Here is a 24,360-nt window from a genome sequence, read left to right as displayed (position 1 = left end):
GCGGTGCGGCATGCGCGCCGCACTCGCTTCTTCGCCGCGCGCGCGGGTCCGTCGGGCACGTCATCGGCGCGGCGCGCCCGTCGCCTGGGCGCACCGCGCGGACGCTCGGCCGGCGTCCGCGACGCGCTCCGCGAGGTAGATGGCGCGGAGCAGGGGGAAGCTCTTGACGAGGACCTCCTCGTACTCGGCCTCCGCGCTCGACTCCGCGACCACCGCGCCGCCGCTGCCGAAGCTGACCCCCCCGCGGTCGGCGACGAGGGTCCGGATGGCGATGTTCATGTCCATGGGGCCCTCGTGGGCGAGGTACCCGATGCTGCCCGTGTACACGCCCCGCGTGCGCCGCTCCAGCGCGTCGATGATCGCGATCGTCCGGTGCTTCGGCGCCCCGGTGATCGAGCCGCCGGGGAAGCACGCCTCGAGCGCGTCGAGGGCGCCCCGGCCCTCGCGCAGCGCGCCCGTGATGACCGAGGAGAGCTGGAGCAGGGTCGCGTGCTCCGTGATCCGCAGGAGCTCCTCGACCTCGATCGAGCCCATGGCGCAGACCCGGCTGAGGTCGTTGCGGACGAGGTCGATGATCATGAGGAGCTCGGAGCGGTCCTTCTCGCTTGTCGCGAGATCGCGGCGCAGGGCCAGGGTCTCCTCCTCGGTGGCGCCCTTCGGCCGCGTCCCCTTGATGGGCTCGCTGCGCACGCGCCGCTCCCGGTCCACCGAGAGGAACCGCTCCGGCGAGGACGACAGCACCGCGCCGTCCGGCAGCTTGAGGTAGGCCGAGAACGGCGCGGGGTTCGTGCGGCGCAGGACGCGGTAGAGGGCGAACGGGTCGAGCGAGGTGCGCGCATGGAACTCGTTGGTGAGGCACACCTCGTACGTCTCGCCCTCGTGGATCTCGCCGAGGATGGCCGCGACGGCGTCGAGGTGCTCCCTGCGCGAGAGGCGCTGGGAGAGCGCGACGCGATCGGCGAAGCCCTCCGGGACGGGCGGGAGGACCGGCTCCTGGAGGGCCGGGAGGCCCTGGAGGTGCGCCGCGATCTCGTCGAGCCACGCGTCAGGCGAGGGAGGCGAGGGAGGCGAGGGCTCGTCCGCGCCGGGCGCGCCGATCGCGCACGCGTACACCGCGCGCTCGACGTGGTCGAAGGCGAGGAGCCGCCGCGCGATCATCATCGCGCTGTCCGGGAGCGCGCGGCGCGGGTGGGCGGACGCGCCGAAGCCGAGGTGCTCCTTGAGCTCGTAGCCGAGGTAGCCCACGAGGCCGCCCGTGAAATGGAAGGGCAAGCCGCTCGGCTCGAGCGCCACCGACGCGAGCTCCCGCCGGAGCGCCGCGAACGGGCTCCCCTCGGATGTGGCCGGGGTGAGGAGGCCCCCCGGGCCGCCGGCGCTCCATCGCGTCACGGCGGCGCCGTGGCTCTCGATGGCCTCGGTCGCGCTCCCCATGAACGAGAAGCGCCCGTCGCGGCCGGGCGCGCTCGAGTCGAGCCAGAACGCATACGGGGCCGCGGCAAAGAGCCCGGCGAAGGCCCGCTCGGGGTCGACCCAGGGGAGCCGGAGGTGACGCACGCGGCGGCGTTCCGGCGCACCCGCCAGCGCCCCCGGCGCGCGTGCGCGTGCGCATCCACCGGGCGCCGGAGCCCTCCGGTCGCGCGCCGCATGCGCGGCTAGATCACGGAAATTGCTGAGAATTTTCTTACCGTGCTCCGTGCCGATCGACTCGGGGTGGAACTGCACGCCGTGGAGCGGCCGGTCCTTGATCTTGAGGGCCATGATGAGCCCGTCGCCGCGCGTCCGGGCGGTCACCTCGATCTCCGCCGGGAGCGCGTCGTCGCCGACGATCAGCGAGTGGTAACGCACCACCTTGAACGGGCTGGGCACGCCCTCGAACAGGCCGGTGCCGTCGTGCTCGACCTCCGTGACCTTGCCGTGCATCACCCGCGGGGCGTGCTGGACGCGCCCGCCGAAGCGCGCGGCGAGCCCCTGGTGGCCGAGGCAGACCCCGAGGATCGGCGTGTCGGCGAGCGCCTCGATCACCTCCATGCAGACGCCGAAATCGGCCCGGCGCTCGGGGCGGCCAGGGCCGGGCGAGATGACGATGCTGTCGACCTCCAGGTCCCTGATCTCGGCGAGCGAGAGGCGGTCGTTCCTGACGATGATCGGCTCCTCGCCGTTCACCTCCCAGAGGTACTGACCGAGGATGTGGGTGTACGAGTCGTAGTTGTCGATGAGGAGTGTCTTCACGGCGAAGCTCCCCTTCGGGCCCGCGCGGAGCCCGTCAGCGCGGCCCCGACGGCGCGGAGCGCGGCGCGGGTGAGGCGCCCGGGCGGCCCTGGCATCAGGGGCGGATGATGGCGGCGAGCATGGCCTGGAGCTTGAGCTGCGTCTCGACCAGCTCGGCCTCCGGGCTCGAGCCGGCGACGACCCCGACGCCCGCGACCATGCGCGCGCGCGCGCCGTCGACCGTGGCGCTCCGGATGCCGATGAACCAGTCGCCGTCGCCGCGGGCGTCGACCCAGCCCACGAGCCCCGCGTAGAGCCCGCGGCGGATGCCCTCGTGCGCGGCCAGCCAGGCCTCCGCCGCGTCGCGCGGGGTGCCGCACACGGCGGGCGTCGGGTGCAGCCGCGCGGCGAGCGTGAGCGCGTCCGGCGCCGTCTCCTTGAGGTCGCCGTGGATCGACGTGCCGAGGTGCATCACGTTGCGGAGGCTCAGGATCGACGGCTCGCTCGGGACGTCGAGCGACGCGCACTCCGGCGCGAGCGCCGCGGCCACGGCCTCCACCACGAAGCGGTGCTCGCGCTGGTCCTTGGCCGACTTCCGGAGGACCTCGGAGAACCGGCGGTCGGCGTCGACGTCGGCCGAGACGGCGTAGGTGCCGGCGAGCGGGTGCGAGGAGACGGCGCGCGCGCGGCGCGAGAGCAGGAGCTCCGGGCTCGCGCCGAGGAAACCGTCGAAGTGGAAGATCGCGCAAGAGGGGTAGAGCGCGGTGAGGCGGCGCAGGACCTCCTCGACGACGATGGGCCGGTTCGCCTCGACGTCGACAGCGCGCGCCACAACGACCTTGGAGAGCTCCCCGTGCTGGATGTCGGCCACCGCGCGCGCGATGCGCCCGCACCACTCGTCGTGCGGGAGCGCCGATTTGAGCGTGAAGCTGTCGGGCGAGCGCCGGTGGCCCTCGGCCGGCTCCAGGCGCGGCGCGGGGGCGGCGCCCTCGCCGATGGTGGTGACCCACGCGGTCCCGTCGGGCGCCACGCCGACGACCTGGGCCGGCACGACGAGCGCGGCGGGCTCCGTCCGGTCGAACGGCAGGGCGCCGAGCGCCACCGGGCCGCAGCCGGGGCGGCCCACGGCGTCGGAGGCGGCGACCGACGAGAGCGCCTCCTGGACCCACGCCACGCCGCCCTCGATGCCCTGCGGCAGCTCCAGGCGGGCGGCGACCCCGTGCGCGATCAGCTGCGCGCTGGGGTGCAGCCAGACGCGCGCGCCGTCCCCCGCGAGCGACGAGATGCCGCCGGGCATCCTCGCGAGCGTGTCAGCATCGAGCCGGATGGTGCGGGCGACGAGCCGCGCCGCGAGGCGAGGGGCATCGGCCGGAGAGGAGAGCGTCAGGGGGGTCATGCACTGCCGTGCGCAGACCGGTTTGGGCTCGCCCTGCTCGGCAGGACCCGCCTGGAACAGCAGGCCGAGAGCCCGCGGCACCCTGCCGGATCGCGAGCGCCGGCCGCGCAGCATCGGCTCTACCGCCTCCGGAAAGGCTCCGCAAGCGCAAAGCAGCCCGCGCCCACGCCCACGCCCACGCCCACGCCCACGCCCACGCCCACGCCCACGCGTGTCGTCATCTCCTGTCGCGCTCGCCAAGCGCCGTGTCGCGGCCGCGCGGTCATCTGGCGCCATCGCCAGCAGCGCGCCGTGCTCCGTCCCATTTGTGATCCGTGGGCTCTCGCCCGCGGTGTTGACGCACCGATGCGGCGTGAACCCTTGCCCTGGGGCGCGCAATTGTTCGATGCTGCCGCGGGCTTCACCTTCGCGGCGCTCGTGAGCGGCGCGTCACGACAGCTCCGGCCCCGGACATGTGGAAACTCCTCACAACTGAGCTCAGAAAGGATCCTGCGATGGACCTCACTCGGCAGCATGACCTCCGCGCGTGGCGAGCCACAGCGCTCCTCCTGTTCGTCGTCGGGCTGTGCGCCTGCCGCGGCGACAAGAGCCCGCCTGCGGGCGATAGCCGCCCTCCCACCGCCGCCACGACCGCGGCCGCGGTCGCGGAGGCGCCGGGCGACAGCGCGATCAAGGCGCAGCCTCCCGCGGTGTCGAACGCCGCCGAGGCGAAGAAATACGCCGGCAGCAAGCTCAAGTATTACAGCGAGCCGGTGGGCGTGGGCGCCGAGCTCGACAGGGTGATGATCAAGCAGTTCCAGCAGGACACAGGCGTCGAGGTGACCATCATCCCGAGGCCCAAGGACGCGACGGAGACCTACGCCGTCTACCAGCGCCTCTTCCAGGCGCAGTCCGGGGACGTCGACGTCCTGATGCTCGACGTCATCTGGCCCGGCGCCTTCGCGCAGAACCTCGTCGACCTGAACGAGAAGCTCGGCGAGGCGGCCAAGCAGCACATCGAGAGCATCGTGCGGAACAACACGGTCGACGGCAAGCTCGTGGCGATGCCGTGGTTCACCGACTTCGGGCTGCTCTACCACCGCACCGATCTGCTGGAGAAATACGGCTACAAGAAGCCGCCGGAGACGTGGGACGAGCTCGAGCAGATGGCGAAGAAGATCCAGGACGGGGAGCGGGCGAGCAACCCGAACTTCCTCGGCTTCGTCTGGCAGGGCAAGGCCTACGAGGGGCTGACCTGCAACGCGCTGGAGTGGATCGCCTCGCACGGCGGCGGCGCGATCATCGACGACGGCAAGATCACCGTGAACAACCCGGGCGCCCAGAAGGCGCTCGCGCGCGCCAAGGGCTGGGTGGGCTCGATCTCCTCCGCCGGCGTGACGAGCTACGAGGAGGAGGACGCCCGCAACACGTTCCAGGGCGGGAACGCCGCCTTCATGCGCAACTGGCCCTATGCCTACGCGGCGGGCAACGCCGAGAAGTCGCCGATCAAGGGCAAGTTCGGGGCGGGCCCGCTGCCGCACGAGCCCGGCCAGAAGAGCGCGGGCACCGTCGGCGGGTGGCAGCTCGCCGTCTCGAAGTTCTCGCCGAACAAGGACGCGGCGATCGAGCTCGTCCGCTACATGACGAGCCCCGAGGCGCAGAAGTTCCGCGCGACCGCGGGCTCGTTCATCCCGACGATCCCGTCGGTGCAGCAGGATCCGGACGTGGTGAAGTCGCTGCCCTTCCTGGCGAACGCGAAGGACATCACGCTCGTGCCGCGCCCCTCGAACAGCACCGGCGCCCGGTACAACGAGGCGTCGATCGCGTTCTTCCAGGGGGTGAGCCAGGTCCTGCAGGGCAAGGAGCCGAAGGAGGTGCTCGGGCAGGTGGAGCAGCGCATCACGCGCGCGCTCCGCTGACACGGCTCGATCGCGTCGATCTCGGGTGCGGCGCGCCGCGCACGAGATCTCCCGGCCACACCCCCTCGCGAGGACGGACCACCCCATGAGCACGCCGGAGAATCCAGAGGCCACGAGCGCGGCGCCCCGCGCGGCCAGCGCATCGTTCGAGGAGCGGCGGCAGCGGCGCGCCTGGCTGTTCCTCCTGCCGACGCTCGTGGTCGTCGCCTTCGTCGCCCTCTACCCCCTGGCCGAGACGTTCTACCTGAGCTTCACCAACGCGCGCCTCGGCACGGGGGAGCCGGTCAGGTTCGTCGGGGTGCAGAACTACGTCGATCTCGCGCAGGACAGCTACTTCCACGACGCGGTCCTGCTCACGGTCTTCTTCACGGTCGTCACCGTGCTGAGCGAGCTCACCCTCGGGCTCGGCGTCGCGCTCGTCGTCAACTCCCAGTTCAAGGGGCGCTCGGCGGTGCGCGCGGCCATGCTCATCCCCTGGGCCATACCGACCGTGATCTCCGCCCAGATGTGGAAGTGGATGTACAACGACGTTTACGGCGTCTTCAACGATCTCCTCGTCAACCGGCTCGGCGTCCTGGATCGCAACATCGCCTTCGTCGCCGATCCCGACCTGTCCTTCTGGGCGGTCGCGGTCATCGACATCTGGAAGACGACGCCGTTCATGGCGCTCCTCCTGCTCGCCGGGCTGCAGCTCATCCCGAGCGATCTCTACGAGGCCGCGCGGGTCGACGGCGCGACGGCGCTCCAGCAGTTCACCCGGATCACCCTGCCGCTGCTCAAGCCCTCGATGCTCGTCGCGCTCATCTTCCGCACGCTCGACGCGCTCCGGGTATTCGACGTCTTCTTCGTCATGTTCGGCAACCGGCCGGACATGCAGACCATGGCCACGTACGCCCAGCAGACGCTGGTCAGCATCTCGAACATCGGATACGGCTCGGCGATCTCCGTCGCCCTCTTCCTGATCATCGCCGTGTTCATCATGATCTATCTCGCGGTGTTCCGCACCGAGGAGGCGTGAGATGAAGGGCTCTTCGCGGGACTCCGGGGCGCGGCGCTCGCCGGGACAGGGCGCCTTGCGGGCCCTGTTCTACCTGCTCGTCGCCGCGGTCGTCGGGTTCACCGTCTTCCCGTTCGTCTGGGCGTTCGTCTCCTCGATCAAGCCCGACGACGAGCTCTTCACGACCCCGGTCCGCTACTGGCCCGGCCGCGCGACGCTCGACAACTACCGCCTCGTGCTGGAGAACGGCGAGTTCCAGACGGCGCTCATGAACAGCGTGATCGTCGCCGTCTCGGTCACGGCGGTCTCGCTCGCCATCGGCTCCCTGGCCGCCTACGCGCTCGGGAGGTTCCGGTTCCGCGGGCGCAGCGCCGTGCTCTACATCGTCCTGGCGATGACCATCTTCCCGCAGATCGCCGTCCTCGGCGCCCTGTTCGAGATGATCAACTTCTTCAACCTCTACAACCAGCTCCCCGCGCTGATCCTGACGTACCTCATCTTCACGCTCCCCTTCACGGTGTGGGTGCTCACCGGGTTCTTGAAGGCGATCCCGCGCGAGATCGAGGAGGCGGCCTACGTCGACGGCGCGACGCCGTGGCAGGTGTTCACCAGGATCATGCTGCCGCTCTCGGTCCCGGGGATGGCGACGACAGGCATCCTCGCCTTCATCGCCGCCTGGAACGAGTTCCTGTTCGCGCTCTCGTTCACCCAGACGCCGGACAAGCGCACGGTGACCTACGCGATCCAGGCGTTCTCGACGACGACGAGCGGGCTCTACGAGATCCCCTGGGGGCAGACCATGGCGGCGTCCATCGTCGTGACCGTGCCGCTTGTCGTGCTGACGCTGGTCTTCCAGCGGCGGATCCTCGCGGGCCTCACGGCGGGCGCGGTGAAGGGCTGAAGGGGCCCGCGCGGCGCGGGCGCCCGGATCACGCGCGCCCCCAGGGGAAGCGGAGCCAGCGAGGCCCGTAGACGGCGCCGATGTCGCGCAGCCCCGAGAGCAGCACGCCGGCGGCCATGAGCGGCAGGATCACGCGGAGCGCGAGCGGCGCTTCCCAGCGGGAAAAACCGGTGGCGCCGAGCGACCAGCGCCGGAGCTCGGGGAGGAGGTGCGCGAGGGCGGCGCCGTAGAGGATGCCCATCACGGCGTGCATCACCCGCTCTCCCGGATAGACGCCCCCGAGCGGCCCGCGGACCGTGTCCTCGACGACGAAATCGCGGAGCGTGATCACGATCTCGACGAGGAGGAGCGCCGCGAGCAGCCAGGCGGCGAGCCCCTCCCAGCGCACGAAGGGCAGGGAGGCGAAGAGCACCGCATACACGAGATCGCGGGTGCCGTGGAGGACGAGCTCGGGCGCGGTGCCGGGCACGCCGCCGGGCAGGCGCGCGCGCCACTCGTGGTAGTAGAGCGTGTCGAGCGCGCCGAGCGCGCCCTGCACGGCGAGGAGCACGAGCGCCGTGATCACGCGCGGGGCTCCGGCGACGGCGCTCCGGTCCCCGGCGGCGGCGCGCCGGCGCGCGCGGAGGGGGTCGCGCCGCGCTCCTCGCCGGCCACGCGCCCGTCGTACGCGACGAGCAGGCCGGCGATCGGCGCGAAGATCCGTACGTCGACGCCGACCTCATCGCGCAGGGGCTCGGCCCGCCCCTCGACCCGCGGGGCGAGCCACCGGGGCAGCGGCAGCCCGAAGCCGCGGAGCCCGAACGTCGACCGCGCCTGCTCGAACACGAGCGCTCCGCCCTCGGCGCGGAGCCGGAACCAGCACTGGATGAGGCCGAGCGCCTCCACCAGCAGATCCCCCGAGCGCCACTGCGAGGAGCAGAGCAGGCGGCCCCCGAAGGTGCGGATCCACCGCTCGCCGTCGCCCACCGGCTCGACCGCGAGCGTCACGGCCACGTCCTCCGCCGCCTCCGGCATGCGCAGCAGGGCGGCGATCAGGCGCGCCGCGAGCCCGCGGCCGCGACGCACGCGGAAGCGGCCGCGGGCGCGCGCGCCGCCCGCGTGGAGGTCCTGGACCGGCGGCGCGAGCGCAGCCCACGCGGGGCCGAGGAGGGCAGGGTAAAGAGCAGGCATCAGGACACCGCGCGTCGCTGCCGGACAGGTGCGTGAGGACGCCTCGCCGAGGCTCGGCTCCCCGGCGGGATCGGCTGTCAGCCGTCCTCCGGGAGCATCTCGCGCGGCAGCGCGGGGCTCCTCGGGGCGACGGCCGCGTCGGCCAGATCGCGGACCTTGACGATGAGCGCGCTCTCTGCGTCGCCGTCGGTCTCCTCGCAGAGCGACCGGATCTGCCAGAGCAGCTTGCGCGTGCGCCGCAGCTCGAAGACGAGCCACCGCGTCTCCGGCCGCGCCTCCAGCGGGTGACGCTCCAGCTCGACCTCGATCTCGCGGATGCGCTCCTCGATCTGCTCTCCGGTCGGAAAGATGCGGCCGTTGCCGTTGCAGTCCTTGCACAGAAAGGGGCCGGAGTCGGTGTTGATCTCGCCTTCGCCGTAGCAGCTCGTGCACGTAACCAGATCGTAGGAGTTCATGGGGGGCCACTCTATCCGATCCTGCGCGCGCGGTGCTCGCGACCCGCGTCGGCCTGGCCAGGGCGGATCGGGCCGGCCGCGTCATCGCGCGAGATCGCAACGCGCCGGCCCAAGATGGCCGGGGCCGGCGCGTCCTAACTCCGCTTGCGCCGTTCCTTGCGCTAATGGGAGGCCCGTGACCTGCCCTCGTCTCTCGCGTCGGGGCGCGCTCTGCGTCGTCCTGGCCCTGTGTGCCTTTCCCCTCGGCTCGCCGCGCGTGGCCTCGGCCGCCCCGCCGCTCCCTCGGCTCGCCGTCCACCGGGCGCCCTCGGCGACCGATTGCCCCGACGCGCCGTCGCTCGCCGCTGCGGTCGAGCGCGTGATGAACCGGCGCGCCCTGGAGCCTGCGAGTGCCGGCGACGCCCCGGAAGGCGCCGGCGGCGCCCCGGCAGGCGCTGGCAGCGCCCCGGCAGGCGCTGGCAGCGCCCCGGCAGGCGCCGGTGCCCCCGGCGGCGTCCCCGCGAGCTCCGGCGTTGCTCCCGAGTTCGAGGTCCACTTTCTCCGCGCCGATTCCACGTACACCGCTGTCCTCCAGGCGGGAGGCCGCGCCCGGCAGCTCTCGTCCGAAGCGGGAGCGACCTGCGACGAGCTCGTCGGGGCGGTGGCGCTGACCGTCGCCATCCTGCTCGACAGCAAGCCGGCGCCTCCGCCCGCGCCGGCCCCTGCCGCCCCCGCCCCCGCGCCGGCCCCCGCGCCCTCGCCGCCGCCCCCGCCGCGTCAGGCACCGCGCGGGGACGTCTCGCTGGAGCTCGGCGCCGCGGGGACCGTGGGCATGCTCGATCCGTTCCGGCCGGCGGCGACGGCCGACGTCTCCCTGCGGCGCAGCGCCTGGTCCGCCGGCCTCGGCGCGGTCTGGCTGCCGCGCCAGGACATCGAGCTCACGCCGGGCGCAGTCTCCGTCGGGCTCGTCGCCGCGACCGCGCGCGGTTGCGCGACGATCCTCGGCGAGCTCGACGGCACCCGGCTCTCGGCCTGCGCGGTCTCGCTGTTCGGCGCCGTCCACGGCATGGGCAAGGGGTTCGTCCAGGATCGTGAGGCCTCCGCGCCCTGGCTCGCCGTCGGCGGCTCGGCCATCGCGGAAGGGACCCTCTTCGGCGGCACGCGCACGCACGCGTTCGGCTGGGCCGCGCGCGCCACGCTCCTCGCGCCGGTCGCGCGGGTGCGCATCACGGTCGAGCGCCGCTCGAGCACCGACGCCGGCGCCGCCGTGATCGAGGACCCCGCGCTCGACCCCTCCCCGGTGGGGTTGCTCGTCGGCCTGAGCGCCCGCGTGTCGATTTTCTGATGGCGAGGCCGGAGACCCTCCACAGACGGGGTGAGCATGGCGAAGAGCGGCAGGACAGAATGACCTTCGGAGAGGTCTATGCGCAGCATTTCCGGTTCGTGTGGCGGTCGCTGCGGCGCCTCGGCGTGCCCGAGAGCGACGCCGCCGACGCGGTCCAGGACGTCTTCCTCGTCGTCCACCGTCGGTTGCCCGAATTCGAAGGTAGGTCGAAGATCACGACCTGGCTGTACAGCATCTGCTTTCACGTCGCCCGCGACCGGCGCAAGCTCGCTCACATGAGGCGGCGCGCTCACGACGACGAGCCGCTGCTCGACTGCGCCGACGACCGGGCCGACGTCGGCGCGGAGGCGGAGCGGCGCCAGGCGATCGCGCTGCTGGAGACCCTCCTCGACGAGCTGCCCCTCGAGCAACGCGCCGTGTTCACGCTCTTCGAGCTCGACGGCATGGGCGGCGACGAGGTCGCCGAGCTGCTCGACGTCCCGCTGGGGACCGTCTACTCGCGCCTCCGCCTCGCGCGTGACGCGTTCCGCCGCGCCGTCACGCGCCTGAACGCGCGCGACCGGTTCCACGTGGGCGGGTCCCCGGCCACGAAGTCGCAGCCCGTGCTGAAGGCGGCGGCCGCCGGCGGGCTCCCGGCCCTGGAGCGGGGGCCGGCGCCGCCAGGGCCCTCCTCGCTGCTCGTCCCGCTGCCGGGGGTCGAGCAGCGATCCCTCTGGAAGCGCGCGGGAGGGGAGCGATGAGCGATCCCGTGCGCTGGCTCGATGCCGAGGTGAGCGCGCTCGAGACGGAGCGCGATCTCCTCCGTGCTGCTCCGCCGGCGGACCCTCCCGACGGCGCGCAGGAGCAGGTGTGGGCCGCGATGGCCGCGCAGCTCGGCCTCGCCGGAACAGTCGCCCTCGGCGGGGTCCAGGGCGCGGGAGGAGGGGCGCTCTCCGCGAACGCGGGCGGCGCGGCGAGCGCTGCCGCGGGCGGCGCCGGCGAGGTGGCCGCCGCGGCGTCCGCGGGCGAGGTGGCCGCCGCGGCGTCCGCGGGCAAGGTGGCATCGGCCGCAGGCTTCGGCGCCGCCGGCGCTGTCGGCGCCGGTGCGGGCGCCGCCGGTGCCGCCAGCGCGGCGGCAGCGGTCGCCGCAGCCGCGGGCGCTGCGGGCATCGTGAAGTCGATGCTCCTCGGCGCCGCCTGCGGGGTCCTGTTCCTCGTCAGCTATGCCGTTGTGGCCCCGCCGAGCGCGGCGCCGCCGGCTCAGGTCGTCGAGGTCGCGCCGGTCGTCGCGCCGCCGGCCTCCGCGCCCGCGGCGGCGCCGGCGCAGAAGACGGCGGCGTACGCCGAGGCGGCGCCGCCGGCCGAAGCGCGCCCGCCCACCGAGGCGGCGCAGCCGGCCGAGGCGCCTGTACCGGTCCAGGAGGCCCCGCCGGTCGCGGTGCCGCTGCCGGCCAGGCGGATCGCACCGGCCAGGCCCCGTACGACCGCGGCACCCCCGAAGCCGGAGGCGCCGCAGCAGGAGCACGCCGCGAGCGCGCCGCCCGCAGACGAGGCGGAGGTCGCCGAGGCAGCGCCCGCGGTGGAATCGGCAGGCGCCGCCCTCGTGGACGGCGCGCCCAGCCCGGCGGCCCTTCGAGAGAGCCGGCTGCGCGAGGAGCTGACGCTCCTCGCCGACGCGCGCGCGGCGCTCCGGCGCGGCAACGCCGCCGGAGCGCTGATGATCGCCGAGCGAGCGCGGCTCCGCTTCCCGGGCGGCGCGCTGGCGCAGGAGCGGGAGGCGCTCACCATCGAGGCGCTCTGGCACAGCGGCCAGCGCGCGGCCGCGGCGCAGCGCGCCTCGGCCTTCCTCCGCGCCTACCCCTCCAGCCCCCACGTCTCTCGCCTCCACTCCTTCACCCACTAGAGCGGTGCTCTCCCGCTTCGGATACGGACCCATCTCGGCGTTCTCGTGGAGCACGCCTGTGCGCCGAAAACGTCGATCTGGGCCCGTCTCCTGTGCGGGAGAGCACCGCTCTGGGACGCGGGGGGGTGGAAGAGATTGAGAGCGGGCGGGGGGGAGAGAAAGAGGGGGAGTTGACTGGGGGGGGCGGCGAGGGCGCTGGTCTTGGGGGAGAGGCGCGTCTTGGGGGCGGGTCGGGACTGAGGGAGAGGGCGGGGGCTCCGGGGATTCGTTAGCGGAGGTGAATTTTTTGAAATGGGGAAGCGGGCGAGCGCCCCTTCATGCGGGGTCACAGCAGATCTTCGCAGGCGGCTCTCGGCGCCGCTCATGGAGGAGCCATGTCATTGAAGCTATCACGAACCATGTCGCCAATTCTCGTCGTGAGCGCCGTGTCGCTCGCCGCGTGTCAAGTGGATATCTCGCTCGGCGGGGCGAACACCAGCTCGACGTCGGGCTCGGGAGTCGGCGGCAGCGGCGGCGATGGCACCGGCGGCTCTGACTTCCCCGTCGGTACCAGCACCAGCGGCGGCAGCAGCACAGGCGCAGGAGGCTGGGATTGGCCGGAGTTCACGCCGGACAAGGTCGACGTCCTCTTCGTTGTCGACAACTCCGGCTCGATGGCGGACAAGCAGGAGATGTTGCGGCTGGCGACCGCCGACCTCGTGTTCAATATCGTCAACCCCGTCTGCGTGTCCCCGACCGGCGAGCCGGTGGGCGAGTCGGAGCAGCCCGCGACCGGGTTCGACGCATGCCCGGCCGGCTCCTCGCGCGTGCGCAACCCGGTGCACGACATGCACATCGGCGTCATCAGCAGCAGCCTCGGCGGCCACGGATCGGGCGCCTGTCCTGGGGCGACGTCCCCTTCGAACGTCGACATGGCCCACCTCCTCGCGCGCTCCACGGAGGAGACCACAACGAACGATCTGCCGACCTACCAGGACAAGGGCTTCCTCGTGTGGGACCCGGCCGGAAGTCACGACCCGGCAGGAGACTCCGATGTCGCGACGCTCTACAGCAAGCTCGGCGCCATCGTGGACGGGGTCGGGCAGGCGGGGTGCGGCTTCGAGGCGCCGCTGGAGAGCATGTATCGCTTCCTCGCCGACCCCGAGCCGTACGCGAGCATCGCGCTCGTGGGGGACAGCCAGGTCGCCACGCCGGTAGGGGTCGACCAGACGGTCCTGGAGCAACGGAAAGCCTTTCTCCGGCCGGACTCGCTCGTGCTCATCGTGATGCTCTCCGACGAGAACGACTGCTCGATCAGGGACGAAGCCAGGAACTACCTCGTCGCCGAGACCGGGGGCTTCAGGATGTGGCGGCCGCGGAGCGAGTGCGCCATCGACCCGAACCACGAATGCTGCAGGTCCTGCAACCAGCCCCAGGAAGGCTGCCCCGTGGAACCGGCCTGCGCGGGCCCCGATGGCTTTCCCGCCAGGCTCTCCGAGGAAGAGGACCCGGCGAACAGCCGGTGCTGGGACCAGAAGCGCCGCTTCGGGTTCGACTTCCTCCACCCGATCGAGCGGTACTCCGACGCGCTCTCGACGCCGCTCGTGCCGTCGCGCACCGGAGAGCTCGTGCCGAACCCGCTCTTCACGGATCCCGAGGATGGCAGCACGCTGACCCGGGGGCCGCAGCACGTCATCTTCACCGGCATCCTCGGGGTGCCGTGGCAGGACCTCGCGCGCCAGGACGCAAGCGGCGCCCCCGATCTCTCGCAGGGCCTCGACGATCAGGGCAATCCGGTCGGCGGGCTCAAGAGCGCCGCCGAGCTCAGCGCCCCGGTGACCGGCAGCTCCAGCGACGCCTGGGACATCATCCTCGGCGATCCGGCGAACAACGTCCCGCCCGCGGACCCGTTCATGGTCGAGTCGATGGCGCCGCGCTCGGGCACGAACCCGATCACCGGCGATCCGATCGTCCCGCCGAACGCCACGGGATGGAACGCGATCAACGGCCGCGAGTACACGATCTCGCCGAAGGGCGGCGATCTCCAGTACGCTTGCATCTTCGACGTCGAGGAGCGCAGCTGCGAGGGAACGAACCAGAGCTGCGATTGCAGACAGTTCCCTGGCCAGGAGCACGACAACCCGCTGTGCGCGCCGGAGAGCATGAACGATCCGGCGGCGCCGCTCTCGCGGACGACGACGCAGTACAAGGCCAAGGCGTACCCGGGCATCCGCGAGCTGCAGCTGCTCCGGAGCCTCGGGGAGCAAGGGATCACCGGCTCGATCTGCCCGGCCCAGACGAGCGATCCGCTCAGCGACAACGGCGACTACGGTTACACGCCCGTCATCCGGGCGGTGCTCGACCGGCTCAACGCGTCGCTCTGACGGCGGTGGCGGCCGCGCTTCGCGGCCCGTGCCCGGGCGGCGCGCCTCGCGCGAGCGCCGCCCGGGCGCGCAAACGGGGAGGGCCTCCGCCGAGGAGGCCCGCAGACCCTCCGGTCAAGCCGCTGGCACAACCGAGACACAGCAAGACACCGCGATCGCGGGTGACCGAGCTCGACAACGTGAGCTCCGCGCGAATCGCAGCGACTTTCCGTGGCACCGAAGCTGCTTCAAGGCGGACCGATGGCGCGACGCGGCCCCTCGAAGGACGCTCTGCTGGAGAGCGCAGGCCGCAGCAGCGCTGCTGGCGGCCTGGGCGGTCGCGCTGGAGGCGTCGTCTCGGCGGCGCCCGCGCGACGAAAGGCTCGCCGCGCGGTCGCCGGTCCGGCGGTCGCGTCGGGATTCGGACAACCACAACGCGGAGGTTCTGATGCGCCACAAAGGACTGGCTCTCTTGCTGATCGTGATCGGGCTCGCGGGCTGCGACGAAAAGGAAGACGGCGGCGGGGGCGGAGGACCGCAGGAGCCGCCCGGAGCTCAGACGTGCGGCGGGCTCCACGGGACGGGCTGTCCCGACGGGCTGGAGTGCATCGATGATCCGGCCGACGACTGCGACCCGGAGCGCGGCGGGGCGGACTGCGGCGGCATCTGCGTGGAGTCGACGCCGCCTGGGGGGCCGGAGTGCGGGGGCTTCGCGGGGCTGGAGTGCCCCGAGGGGCGGGAGTGCGTCGACGATCCGTCCGACGACTGCGACCCGAAGAACGGCGGGGCGGACTGCGGTGGCATCTGCGTGGAGCCGACGCCGCCTGGGGGGCCGGAGTGCGGGGGCTTCCTGGGGCTGGAGTGCCCCGAGGGGCGGGAGTGCATCGACGATCCGTCCGACGATTGCGACCCGAAGAACGGCGGGGCGGACTGCGGCGGCATCTGCGTGGAGCCGACGCCGCCTGGGGGGCCGGAGTGCGGGGGCTTCCTGGGGCTGGAGTGCCCCGAAGGGCGGGAGTGCGTCGACGACCCGGCCGACGACTGCGACCCGAAGCGCGGCGGGGCGGACTGCGGCGGCATCTGCGTGGAGCCGAAGCCCGCGCCGACGATGTGCGGGGGCATCGCTGGGATCGAGTGCCCCGAGGGGCTGGAGTGCATCGACGACCCGGCCGACGACTGCGACCCGAAGCGCGGCGGGGCGGACTGCGGCGGCATCTGCGTGGCGCCCGAGCCCGCGCCGGAGGGGTGCGGCGGCATCACGGCGCGCCCGTGCCCCGAGGGGCTGGAGTGCATCGACGACCCGGCCGACGACTGCGATCCGGAGATCGGCGCGGACTGCGGCGGTATCTGCGTGAAGCGTTGAGCCGGCGCGCAGGAGGCGCGCCGCCCTCACGAAGCGCGCGCCCCGCGCCGGAGCGCGCTCAGTACCGGTGCTTCCAGAGCAGGTCGAGCGTCGTCCCCGGGCTCTCGCCCGTCGCCATCCCGGCCCGCACGGACCAGTCCCGGCGGAACCGCCACTCCAGGCTCACCTCGGTGCGGGCCCGGGCCGCGGCGGGGCTGCTCGGGGACCCGGCCCCCTGTCCCTGCCCCGTGGGCCCTGCCTCGTAGCTCGCGCTCGCGGTCACCTGCTCCCCGAGCTGGTAGCCCACGGTGGTCTTCAGCGCGCCCTCGTCGGTCGTGTCCAGCTGCGTCTCGAAGTTCTGGAGCGGACCGATGCTCTGGAGGATCATGTTGATCTGCGCGGACGCGAGCCCCGTGCCCACGCCGGCCGCGACCCCTCCGGCCGCGTTGCTGCCGCCCCCGGAGCCAGGCTCCTCGGTGGACGTGCCGCCCGCCAGCGTCCCTTCCGCGTACTGCTTGCCGAGCAGGAGCTCGGCGATCACCTCGTTCTCCGGGCGCGGGGGCTCCGAACGGAAGGTGATCTTCTCCTCGGTGATCGGGTTGAGCTCCCCCACATAGTCGATGAAGATGCGGGTCCCCTCCCGCGTGTCGTGGAACGCCTTCACGTTCAGGTACGGATTCGAGGGATCCCCCTGCAGCGCGACGACGCCCGGCTCGATCTCGAACTCCTTGCCGATCACCTCGAGCTTGCCCGAGAGGATGTTCACGTTGCCATCGATCCGGGTCTCCTCCGCGACCTGGATGCGGAGGGGGTGCGCCGGATCCCCGGACAGCGAGGCCTGCACCATGTCGCCCTCGATGCCGATCCTGCCGAGGTGGACCTCCATGACGAGCGGCGTGCCGCCCGCGCTCCCCTTCGCCTGGTCCGTCGGCTCGGCCGGCGCCCGCCGCGCCTCGTACTCTTCCCGGCTGAGCGGCGCCGACGTGGTGACGTCCTCGTTCTCGTCGAGCGGCTGCACGCTCCGCCCGATCGTGGGCGGCAGCGTGACGTGGAGCGTGGGCACCTCCACGCGCACGGCGATCTGCTCGTCCCGGCTCTCCGCCGCGAGCACCACCCTGCCGCGCGCGTCGCCCATGGGGACGCCCTCCAGCGCGATCGGGAGATCCCGGCCCTCCGGGATCTCCAGCTCGGCGCGGGCGCTCCGGAACGCGAACCCCTCCATCTGGAGGGTCGCCTTGCCGCGGACCTGACCGCTGCCGGCCTCGGCGTGGATGTCGTCGATGCGCAGCTCGCCGGAGGGGCTCGCCGTCACGCGGAACGACGCGTTCTCGAACGGCTGGCCGATCGTGGCCACGTGGACCAGGCCGCCGGTGAGGCGCATCTGGCCGGAGAAGCCCGCCTGCGCGCCGAGCCCGAGCCGCACCTCGCCGTCGAGCGTGCCGTCGAGCCGGTTCACCGAGCCCTGGAGGAACGGCTCCAGCGCCGCCAGACGGAAGCGATCGACCGCGAGCGACACCTCGGCGTTCTGGTCGTCCGTGAGCGTCGGGATCGCGTTCGCCTCCCACACGACCGGCGCCTCCGCCTTGGCCTCGAGCCGGCCGCCGTCGCGCCCCACGAGCCGCACGTTGGCCACCGCCGCGGTGCGCCCGGCGTCGCCCGGCGGCGCGATGTTGAACGAGACCTCGGCGGTCTCGTACTCCACGTCGGGGCCGAGCTTCAGGCCCGGGAACTCGAGGCGCGCCACGACCTCGGGGGCGGGCTCGAACAGGCCCCGCACGGCGACCTCGCCGCGCGCCTGGCCGCTGATCTGCATGTCGGCGAGGACGGGGATCTCGGCGAGCGGAAGGTCCGCGATCTTCGCCTCGAGGCTGCCCCTGGTGAAGCGCGGACCGCCCTGGGCACCGCCGAGGAGAGCGGCGGCGTTCGCGCCGAGCTTCGCCGTCGCCGTCATGTAGGTGCGCTGGCCGCGGAAGGCATAGGCGTCGAGCGCCGCGTCGCGCCCGTCGTACACGAGCAGCGTGTCGAGCCGGAGCTTGCCGAGCGGCGAGGGGCCCCCCGCGCCGCCCACGTTCGACGCCATCGCGCGGGCCACGAGCCTGGGCTCGGCCATCGTCCCCGCGAAGTACACGTCGAGCCCCGCGGCGCCGGAGAGCACCGGGGTCCTCTTGCCGAAGGCGGCCAGCTCGGCGAGATCGTTGAGCCGGCGGCGCGGCACGCGGAGGTGCGCCGCGACCGGCATCCGCGGGAGCGCCGCGACCGGATCGGCCAGGAGCGCCGGAAGATCGGCGTCGAACGCGGCCGAGAGCTCCGCCACGAGCTGGCGGTCGAACACCGACAGCGTGACGTGCGCGTCGCCCGTCTTCGCGTCGAGATCGCCGGCGATCCGCGCGTCGAGCTTCCTCGACACCCACGCCGGCGCGCCCGTCTCCTCGTCGACGGGCCCCGCAGCGCGCAGGCCCTCGGTGCGGATCAGGAGGCTCCGCACCGACGGGAGCCGCTCTCCCGCCTCGCGCACCACCGCGAGGCGCGCGGTCAGCCGGCCCGCGAGCTCGCTCAGGGCGAGCGGGACCGGCGAGGCCTGGGCCAGGCACCCGAGCTGCCAGGCGTCTGCGTCCATGCGCGCCGCGCCGGTGACGGTCTGCCACGTGCGCCCGGAGAGGAGCGGCCCGCGCAGCTGCGCCGCGCTCCCGTCGACGAGGACGCGCGCGATCGCGCCCTGGCACACCGGCGGCGGCGGCGTCTTCTGGCGCCTCGCCAGGTCGCCGATCGTGGCCGACGGCTCGCCCGGCGTCGCGCCCTGGCGCTCGGCCTCCCGCGATCGGCCCGGCGGCGGCTCGGGCGGCGCGATCAGCCGGACCAGGCCGTCGGCCTTCAGCGCCTCGCCGTCGACGCGCGCCGTCATGTTCATCGACAGCCGCGGCGTCACGCCCGGGATCGAGCCGTCCTCGAGCTCGACCTGCACGTGCCCGGCGCGGCGCTTCCCCCGGCCGTGCATCGACACGTCGAGGTTCGCGAGGCCCCCGACCCCGAGCGGCACCCCGGCGATCTCGGCGATGCGCTCGAGGTGGATCGCGGTGCCGCGGAGGTCGCCCTCGACCTCGTTCCCGGTGAGCGACAGGTTCCCCTGGAGCTCGCCCACGCCGTCGCCGCGCAGCTCGAGCCCGCGCAGGGCGATCCCGCCGCCCCACGCGACGCGGGCCGCCTGCGCGGTCATCTCGTCCTCTCCGCGCGCCACCTCCACGCGGATCCGCCGCGCCTCGCTCCGCTCGATGTCGAGGTCGGCCGAGGCCGTGATCCGGCGCTCCGCGCTGGCCAGCGACACGCGGACGCGCGGCGCGGTGGCGGGCCCTGCGGCGCTCGCCGCGACGTGGCTGAACGCGTATTGCTGCGCGCGGAGATCCGCGCCCCGGAAAGCGCCCTCGATCGTGAGCTTGTCGAGGGGCCCCGTGGCCCTTGCCTGCAGCTCGCCGCGCCCGAGCCGCAGCTCCGACCCGACGCGGAGCCCGGCGACGCGCACGGTCGCCCTCGCGTCGAGCGCGTCGTCCTTGAGCGCGCCCTCGACGTGGAGCGCGGCGCTGCCGTGGATGCCGCTCGGGACGTGCTGCACCGCGCTGAGGGACGGGATCTCGCTCTGCGCCTCGAACTGGATCTCCCCCTCTCCGGAGAGGGCGACGGTGGCCTCGATGGGCGCGCCGGGCTCGTGGATCGTCGCGGCGGCGCGCAGCGCTCCGCGCTCGAACGTCGCGCGCGCATCGAGCGCCGGCACGCGCTGCCCCACGACGAGGAACGGCTCTGTCTTCGCCTCGCCGACGATGCGCGGCCCCCCCTCCGCGTCGAGGTGGATCTCCCCGCGGGCCTCCGCGCTCACCCGCGCGGCCGGCGCCGTCCCGGCGAAGGCGCGCGGGTCGAGCTCGGCGATCCGGACCTCGGCCGTGATGCGCCTCGGATCGAGGGCGTTCAGCCGGGCGCGGGCGGTGATCTCGCCGGTCACCGCGTCGTCGGTGACGAGCGGATCGAGGACCGCGACGCGCGCCGTGACGGCGAGGTCCGAGAGCGCTCCGTCGGCCGTGATCAGGACCGAGAGCGGCCGCGCCAGCGGCACGCTGGGATCGATCGCGAGGGCCGCCTCGGGGGTCACGCGCGCGGACGAGATCCGCGCCGAGAGGCGCTCGTCCTTCAAGGTCCCCTCGGCCGTGAGCGGGATCGCCCCGACGCTCCCCTCGAGCTTCGCGGTGAGCTCCATCGGCGCGTCCGCGGGGACGCTCACGTTCCCGGAGATGCTCGTGACCTCGACAGGGACCGGCAGGAGGCGCCGCTCGGTGATGCGCAGACGCTCGAGCGCGTACTGGCTCCGGTCCGCGACGACGATGCCGCCGGCGACGTCCTCGATCGTCGCGTCGATGGGGCTCCCCGGGGCGACCGTGCCGTGGACCGCGGCGTGATCGAGGACGACGCGCGACAGCTCGAGGCGGAGCGGCCGGCCCTCCTCGGCGGGCGGCTCCTCGGACGGCTTCGGCGTGAACGCCTCGGCGAGGGTGAGCGCGCCTTGCGGGTCCTGCTCGAGCAGGACGTCCGCGTCGGCGACCCGGACGAGCGGGATCGTGATGGCGAGATCGCCGTCGCCGAGGACGAGCTCTCGCACGATCGAGGGCGCGTTGAACTCGGCGTGGACGCCGCTGACGCGGAGCAGCTCCGCGCCGCCGGGGTGGCGCACCGTCACCGCGGAGACCTCGGCGGTGAAGAGGCCGAGACGGTCGATCCGCGCGATCTCGATCTCTCCCTGCAGGCTGGAGCGCAGGATGTCGTTGACGAGCTGCCTTGTCAGGTTGCGCGTCGAGGCGGTGTTCAGGTGGACGACCGCGCCGACCCCCACCGCGGCGACGAAGACGCCTCCCAGGCCGATCACGCTGCCCGTCACGCCGGCCGCGCGGGCGAGCGCCCGGCGGAAGCGGCCCCGCCCGTGCGCGATGGCTGTGCTGGGCACGGGAGGGGGGGCGGGATCTTCAGGCATAGGGATCAGCTGGCTCCGCGCGTCAGAAATCGTGCCAGGGATCTGCCTCGCGAGCGAAGAGAGATTTCAACGCAAAGACGCCAAGAGCGCAAAGACGCAAAAATGCATGAAATTTGTTTTTCTTGCGCCTTTGCGCCTTTGCGCCTTTGCGCCTTCGCGTTGAAATCTCTCTTCGGCCATCCCTGGCCGGACTTCTGGCGGGCGGAGCTGGACGGCGGCCGCCCGCGGCGTGGAGGCAGCAGCGCTCCGGCCTGTTATCGCTCGCCCCCCGCGCGCGGGAAGTCATGGCGTGGGACCTCGTAGGGCGACGGGTCGGGGATCTCGGGCCTGGGCGCGGGCGTCGGCACCTCGGGCTGGTGCTTCCCCGGCGTCGGATCCCCGCCGGGCTGCTCGGTGCCCGGGAGCTGGATCTCACGATCCGGCGACGTACCCGGGGGCGAGCCGGGGGTTCCCGGGGGCGAGCCGGGGGTTCCCGGCGGCTGGCCGGGAGGGCTCACCCTCGGTTGCGGCACGCCGGGGCTCCCCGGCTCGCCGTTCCCTTGTTGTGACGCGTTCTTCATGGCTTCACCTGTTTCTTGGGTCATGTCGGGACGCGGCGCCCGAGCGCGAACGAGACCACGGCGAGCACCAGGAACGCGACGAACAGGATCTTCGCGACGGACGCGGCGCTCGCGGCGATACCGCCGAACCCGAAGACGGCAGCGATGATCGCAATGATGAAGAAGGTGACAGTCCAGCCGAGCATGATGTCCTCCAAAGGGGGCTCAGGGGTCGATCCGTTGTCTTCGCGGGAGACGACCTCAACGTGATTGTGTTCGCAGTCTGTTTGCAGCCTGTTTGCAGTCTGCTCGCAGTCTGTTCCCACCTGATTGCACCCCCCGTGCCGAAAGGGCGGCCGAGGCCGGCGGCCGGCGCGTTCCCCGACCTTCTGCGCCCGCGCGGCGGCGCGGCGTCGAGCTCGGCGTCGTCGCTTCCGTCCGGGGGCGCGCGCGGCGGCCTCTTCCCTGAGGCAGGATGCCCCGATCGTGACAGGGTGGACCTGTGCGGATGCGGACGCGGCGGTCGGGCCCGCGGCGCGCGGTGCTGCTCTGCGGTGACCGCGCTGCACGGAGGCTCCACACGGACCCCCCGCAACTTCCCGGATCGGGCAACTCGGGACGGGATATAAGGGCCCGGCCATGCCGAAATCGAAGGTTGCTGTGATCCGCACGTCGCCTGCGACGGTGCTCTCGGACTACCACCGGCTGATGAACCTGGCCGGTTACCAGGAGGTGATCGCCAAGGACGCCGACACGGCGCTCAAGGTGAACATCTCCTGGCACTTCTTCTACCCGAGCTCATCCACGACGCCCTGGCAGCTGGAGGGCGTCATCCGGGCGATGACGCAGGACGGGTACTCGAAGGACCTGATCCACGCGTGCCACAACCGTACGGTGGTCATCGACGCCCACCTCGGCGAGCGCGAGAACAAGCAGATCGACGTCGTGCAGGCGCACGGCCTGCGCAACGTCCACCTCTACGAGGGCGAGGAGTGGATCCCGATCGGGGACGCGGTCGGGGATCTGCGGAAGAAGTTCCTTTGTCTGAACGACGTGTACCCGAAGGGGTTCTCGATCCCGAAGCGCTTCATCGGGGAGAACATCATCCACCTGCCCACGGTGAAGACCCACATCTTCACGACGACCACGGGCGCGATGAAGAACGCGTTCGGCGGCCTGCTGAACGAGCACCGGCACTGGACGCACCCGGTGATCCACGAGACGCTCGTGGACCTGCTGATGATCCAGAAGAAGATCCACCGCGGGGTCTTCGCGGTGATGGACGGCACCTTCGCGGGCGACGGCCCGGGGCCGCGCTGCATGGTGCCGCACGTGAAGAACGTCCTGCTCGCGTCGTCGGACCAGGTGGCGATCGACGCGGTGGCGGCGAAGCTGATGGGGTTCGACCCGCTGCGCGACCTCAAGTTCGTGCGGCTCGCGCACGACCTCGGCCTCGGGACGGGCGACGTGCGCGACATCGAGCTCGTGGGCGACGTGGACGCGGCGAACGAGCGGTGGAACTTCGAGGGACCGTTCAAGGAGATGACGTTCGCCTCGCGCAACCAGCACCGCATCTACTGGGGTCCCCTGAAGAAGCCGGTGGAGTGGTCGCTCAAGACCTGGCTCGCGCCGTGGGCCTACGTCGCGTCGGTCACGTACCACGACATGTTCTGGTACCCGCGCTACGCCAAGGAGAAGATGGCGCCCGTGCTGGAGAGCCCGTGGGGGCGGCTGTTCGCGAACTGGGGCAAGGTGCAGCCCGACGCGGAGGGGCGCGGCTATCCGGAGGTCGGGGAGGCGAGCCACGAGCTCGTCCGGACCGGGGCGCGGCACTTCCTGGAGGGCATGCGCCTCGTGGGGATGGCGGTCGCCGAGTCGCCGGAGATCCAGGTCCGCAAGCGCGCGCGCGCGCAGGCGGCCGGCGGGGGCGGGTCGGCAGCGGTGTAGGACGCGCGCGGCGGTCCCCTACCAGCCAGGGAGCGGCAGCGGGCGCGCTGGTGGGCGCCCGCAGGCCACCCCAGGCGGCGGCTCCCTGCGTCCGGGAGGGGCCGCCCGTGCTCCCGGGATCGCGCTACGCTGAGCCGCGGTGCGTGTGCACAGGGAGGTCTGTCGATGACCGACGTGGAGCGAATTTTCCAGGCCATCCAGGGCCTACCGGTCCAGGAGCGACTCCGGCTCGTCGAGCGTGTGGTCCATGAGCTCGCGGATCGATCCGCAAGCGAGGAGCTGCCACGTGAAGCAGAAGCCGTTCCGTCTCTGATCGGGCTCTTCGCCGATGACCCCGAGGCGGTCGATGCCATGATGGAGGTCGTCCGGGAGAATCGTCGCTCCTCCAGGTTGCGCGACGTGGGGGAAACGGGTGAAAAAGGCTCTCCTTGACACGGATATCCTGTCCGAGATCACCAAGGCCAAGAGCCCGGCTGTCGTGGCACGCGCGCGCTCGTACGTCGCCTTCCACGGCCGTTTCACGTTCTCCGTCGTCTCTGTCATGGAGGTCGTCGCTGGCTACTCGCAGCGGCAAGCAGAGCAGAAGACGAGGCAGTTCCTGGAGATGGCGCATCGGAGCGAGGTGCTGCTCCTGGACGCGATCGCGGCTGAGCTCGCTGGTCGCATCATGGCCGATTTGCAGATGACCGGCACGCCGATCGGCGTACCAGATACGATGATCGCGGCGACCGCCATTCATCACGGGCTGCCGCTCGTGACAGGCAACACGTCCGATTACAGCCGTGTTCAATCAGCCGGCTACCCACTGGTTTTGGAGAACTGGAGGGAGCCGATATGAGCCCATCTCACGCGGTTGTGACGGCCACCGCCCGGACGGTAAAGCTGGCGCGGCACCCGCGAGGACCCTGACTCGCGCTGCCACCTCCGCGCTGCTTGACGTGCCCGACA

The 24,360-nt window shown here is 72.5% G+C and carries 19 protein-coding genes; 11 read left to right on the top strand and 8 right to left on the bottom strand.

Annotated features, from left to right (window positions below; genetic code table 11):
* Positions 1-60: 60 nt before the first annotated feature.
* Together pabB and WME75_RS26875 are read right to left on the bottom strand one after the other, a co-directional pair.
* On the bottom strand, positions 61-2,229 hold the full coding sequence (gene pabB, locus WME75_RS26880) for an aminodeoxychorismate synthase component I (protein ID WP_437476640.1): 2,169 nt from the start codon (positions 2,227-2,229) through the stop codon (positions 61-63).
* A 94-nt stretch (positions 2,230-2,323) separates the two neighbouring features.
* Complete coding sequence (locus tag WME75_RS26875; RefSeq protein ID WP_437476637.1) at positions 2,324-3,604, bottom strand: isochorismate synthase; 1,281 nt, start codon at positions 3,602-3,604, stop codon at positions 2,324-2,326.
* 494 nt (positions 3,605-4,098) lie between these two features.
* On the opposite strand from WME75_RS26875, the gene WME75_RS26870 reads away from it, so the two are divergent.
* From WME75_RS26870 to WME75_RS26860, 3 genes are all read left to right on the top strand, one after another.
* On the top strand, positions 4,099-5,502 hold the full coding sequence (locus WME75_RS26870; protein ID WP_437476634.1) for an ABC transporter substrate-binding protein: 1,404 nt from the start codon (positions 4,099-4,101) through the stop codon (positions 5,500-5,502).
* A gap of 85 nt (positions 5,503-5,587) precedes the next feature.
* On the top strand, positions 5,588-6,520 hold the full coding sequence (locus WME75_RS26865) for a carbohydrate ABC transporter permease (protein ID WP_437476631.1): 933 nt from the start codon (positions 5,588-5,590) through the stop codon (positions 6,518-6,520).
* A gap of 1 nt (position 6,521) precedes the next feature.
* Entirely contained in the window at positions 6,522-7,400 is an 879-nt protein-coding gene (locus WME75_RS26860) for a carbohydrate ABC transporter permease (RefSeq protein WP_437476628.1), read from the top strand.
* A gap of 28 nt (positions 7,401-7,428) precedes the next feature.
* On the opposite strand, the gene WME75_RS26855 is transcribed toward WME75_RS26860, so the two are convergent.
* The 3 genes from WME75_RS26855 to WME75_RS26845 form a co-directional block, all read right to left on the bottom strand.
* Positions 7,429-7,965, bottom strand: a complete 537-nt coding sequence (locus tag WME75_RS26855) for a hypothetical protein (RefSeq protein ID WP_437476625.1) — start codon at positions 7,963-7,965, stop codon at positions 7,429-7,431.
* Entirely contained in the window at positions 7,962-8,570 is a 609-nt protein-coding gene (locus tag WME75_RS26850; protein ID WP_437476622.1) for a DUF4166 domain-containing protein, read from the bottom strand. Before WME75_RS26850 ends, WME75_RS26855 begins: the two co-directional genes overlap by 4 nt.
* A gap of 77 nt (positions 8,571-8,647) precedes the next feature.
* A complete protein-coding gene (locus WME75_RS26845) occupies positions 8,648-9,025 on the bottom strand; it encodes a hypothetical protein (RefSeq protein WP_437476619.1) in 378 nt (125 codons plus the stop codon).
* Between the two features lie 175 nt (positions 9,026-9,200).
* On the opposite strand from WME75_RS26845, the gene WME75_RS26840 reads away from it, so the two are divergent.
* The 5 genes from WME75_RS26840 to WME75_RS26820 all read left to right on the top strand — a co-directional run bounded on the left by WME75_RS26840 (position 9,201) and on the right by WME75_RS26820 (position 15,936).
* On the top strand, positions 9,201-10,349 hold the full coding sequence (locus tag WME75_RS26840) for a hypothetical protein (protein ID WP_437476616.1): 1,149 nt from the start codon (positions 9,201-9,203) through the stop codon (positions 10,347-10,349).
* A 59-nt stretch (positions 10,350-10,408) separates the two neighbouring features.
* Positions 10,409-11,089: an RNA polymerase sigma factor gene (locus WME75_RS26835; RefSeq protein WP_437476613.1), complete on the top strand. Its 681-nt coding sequence runs from the start codon at positions 10,409-10,411 to the stop codon at positions 11,087-11,089.
* Positions 11,086-12,231 carry a hypothetical protein gene (locus tag WME75_RS26830; RefSeq protein WP_437476611.1) on the top strand — a complete coding sequence of 382 codons (1,146 nt, stop codon included), beginning with the start codon at positions 11,086-11,088 and terminating at the stop codon, positions 12,229-12,231. Before WME75_RS26835 ends, WME75_RS26830 begins: the two co-directional genes overlap by 4 nt.
* Before the next feature lie 398 nt (positions 12,232-12,629).
* Positions 12,630-14,594: a hypothetical protein gene (locus WME75_RS26825; protein WP_437476608.1), complete on the top strand. Its 1,965-nt coding sequence runs from the start codon at positions 12,630-12,632 to the stop codon at positions 14,592-14,594.
* A gap of 427 nt (positions 14,595-15,021) precedes the next feature.
* Positions 15,022-15,936 carry a hypothetical protein gene (locus tag WME75_RS26820; RefSeq protein ID WP_437476605.1) on the top strand — a complete coding sequence of 305 codons (915 nt, stop codon included), beginning with the start codon at positions 15,022-15,024 and terminating at the stop codon, positions 15,934-15,936.
* A gap of 58 nt (positions 15,937-15,994) precedes the next feature.
* Here the strand turns inward: WME75_RS26820 and WME75_RS26815 are convergent, their stop codons facing one another.
* From WME75_RS26815 to WME75_RS26805, 3 genes are all read right to left on the bottom strand, one after another.
* Positions 15,995-20,926, bottom strand: a complete 4,932-nt coding sequence (locus WME75_RS26815; RefSeq protein ID WP_437476602.1) for a translocation/assembly module TamB domain-containing protein — start codon at positions 20,924-20,926, stop codon at positions 15,995-15,997.
* A gap of 254 nt (positions 20,927-21,180) precedes the next feature.
* Complete coding sequence (locus tag WME75_RS26810) at positions 21,181-21,486, bottom strand: hypothetical protein (RefSeq protein WP_437476599.1); 306 nt, start codon at positions 21,484-21,486, stop codon at positions 21,181-21,183.
* 20 nt (positions 21,487-21,506) lie between these two features.
* Positions 21,507-21,671, bottom strand: coding sequence for a DUF1328 domain-containing protein (locus tag WME75_RS26805; protein WP_437476596.1), 165 nt, complete (start codon positions 21,669-21,671; stop codon positions 21,507-21,509).
* A 433-nt stretch (positions 21,672-22,104) separates the two neighbouring features.
* On the opposite strand from WME75_RS26805, the gene WME75_RS26800 reads away from it, so the two are divergent.
* The 3 genes from WME75_RS26800 to WME75_RS26790 all read left to right on the top strand — a co-directional run bounded on the left by WME75_RS26800 (position 22,105) and on the right by WME75_RS26790 (position 24,250).
* A complete protein-coding gene (locus WME75_RS26800) occupies positions 22,105-23,412 on the top strand; it encodes a DUF362 domain-containing protein (RefSeq protein ID WP_437476593.1) in 1,308 nt (435 codons plus the stop codon).
* 165 nt (positions 23,413-23,577) lie between these two features.
* Positions 23,578-23,844: a hypothetical protein gene (locus WME75_RS26795; RefSeq protein ID WP_437476590.1), complete on the top strand. Its 267-nt coding sequence runs from the start codon at positions 23,578-23,580 to the stop codon at positions 23,842-23,844.
* A complete protein-coding gene (locus WME75_RS26790; protein WP_437476587.1) occupies positions 23,825-24,250 on the top strand; it encodes a type II toxin-antitoxin system VapC family toxin in 426 nt (141 codons plus the stop codon). The genes WME75_RS26795 and WME75_RS26790 overlap by 20 nt, the downstream gene beginning before the upstream one ends.
* Positions 24,251-24,360 lie beyond the last annotated feature (110 nt).

The organism is Sorangium sp. So ce1014 (genome assembly GCF_051521505.1).
Lineage (GTDB): Bacteria > Myxococcota_A > Polyangia > Polyangiales > Polyangiaceae > Sorangium.
The sequence above is the reverse complement of the archived record's forward strand: the minus strand, read 5'-3'. Positions and strand labels throughout refer to the sequence as shown.

Excerpts from the sequence above, each read along its gene's own strand:
- WME75_RS26870 (WP_437476634.1), top strand. The coding sequence starts at position 4,099 with ATGGACCTCACTCGGCAGCATGACCTCCGCGCGTGGCGAGCCACAGCG.
- WME75_RS26865 (WP_437476631.1), top strand. The coding sequence starts at position 5,588 with ATGAGCACGCCGGAGAATCCAGAGGCCACGAGCGCGGCGCCCCGCGCG.
- WME75_RS26845 (WP_437476619.1), bottom strand. The coding sequence starts at position 9,025 with ATGAACTCCTACGATCTGGTTACGTGCACGAGCTGCTACGGCGAAGGC.
- WME75_RS26810 (WP_437476599.1), bottom strand. The coding sequence starts at position 21,486 with ATGAAGAACGCGTCACAACAAGGGAACGGCGAGCCGGGGAGCCCCGGC.
- WME75_RS26820 (WP_437476605.1), top strand. The coding sequence starts at position 15,022 with ATGCGCCACAAAGGACTGGCTCTCTTGCTGATCGTGATCGGGCTCGCG.
- WME75_RS26835 (WP_437476613.1), top strand. The coding sequence starts at position 10,409 with ATGACCTTCGGAGAGGTCTATGCGCAGCATTTCCGGTTCGTGTGGCGG.
- WME75_RS26800 (WP_437476593.1), top strand. The coding sequence starts at position 22,105 with ATGCCGAAATCGAAGGTTGCTGTGATCCGCACGTCGCCTGCGACGGTG.
- WME75_RS26795 (WP_437476590.1), top strand. The coding sequence starts at position 23,578 with ATGACCGACGTGGAGCGAATTTTCCAGGCCATCCAGGGCCTACCGGTC.
- WME75_RS26805 (WP_437476596.1), bottom strand. The coding sequence starts at position 21,671 with ATGCTCGGCTGGACTGTCACCTTCTTCATCATTGCGATCATCGCTGCC.
- WME75_RS26815 (WP_437476602.1), bottom strand. The coding sequence starts at position 20,926 with ATGCCTGAAGATCCCGCCCCCCCTCCCGTGCCCAGCACAGCCATCGCG.
- WME75_RS26825 (WP_437476608.1), top strand. The coding sequence starts at position 12,630 with ATGTCGCCAATTCTCGTCGTGAGCGCCGTGTCGCTCGCCGCGTGTCAA.
- WME75_RS26875 (WP_437476637.1), bottom strand. The coding sequence starts at position 3,604 with ATGACCCCCCTGACGCTCTCCTCTCCGGCCGATGCCCCTCGCCTCGCG.
- WME75_RS26860 (WP_437476628.1), top strand. The coding sequence starts at position 6,522 with ATGAAGGGCTCTTCGCGGGACTCCGGGGCGCGGCGCTCGCCGGGACAG.
- WME75_RS26830 (WP_437476611.1), top strand. The coding sequence starts at position 11,086 with ATGAGCGATCCCGTGCGCTGGCTCGATGCCGAGGTGAGCGCGCTCGAG.
- WME75_RS26850 (WP_437476622.1), bottom strand. The coding sequence starts at position 8,570 with ATGCCTGCTCTTTACCCTGCCCTCCTCGGCCCCGCGTGGGCTGCGCTC.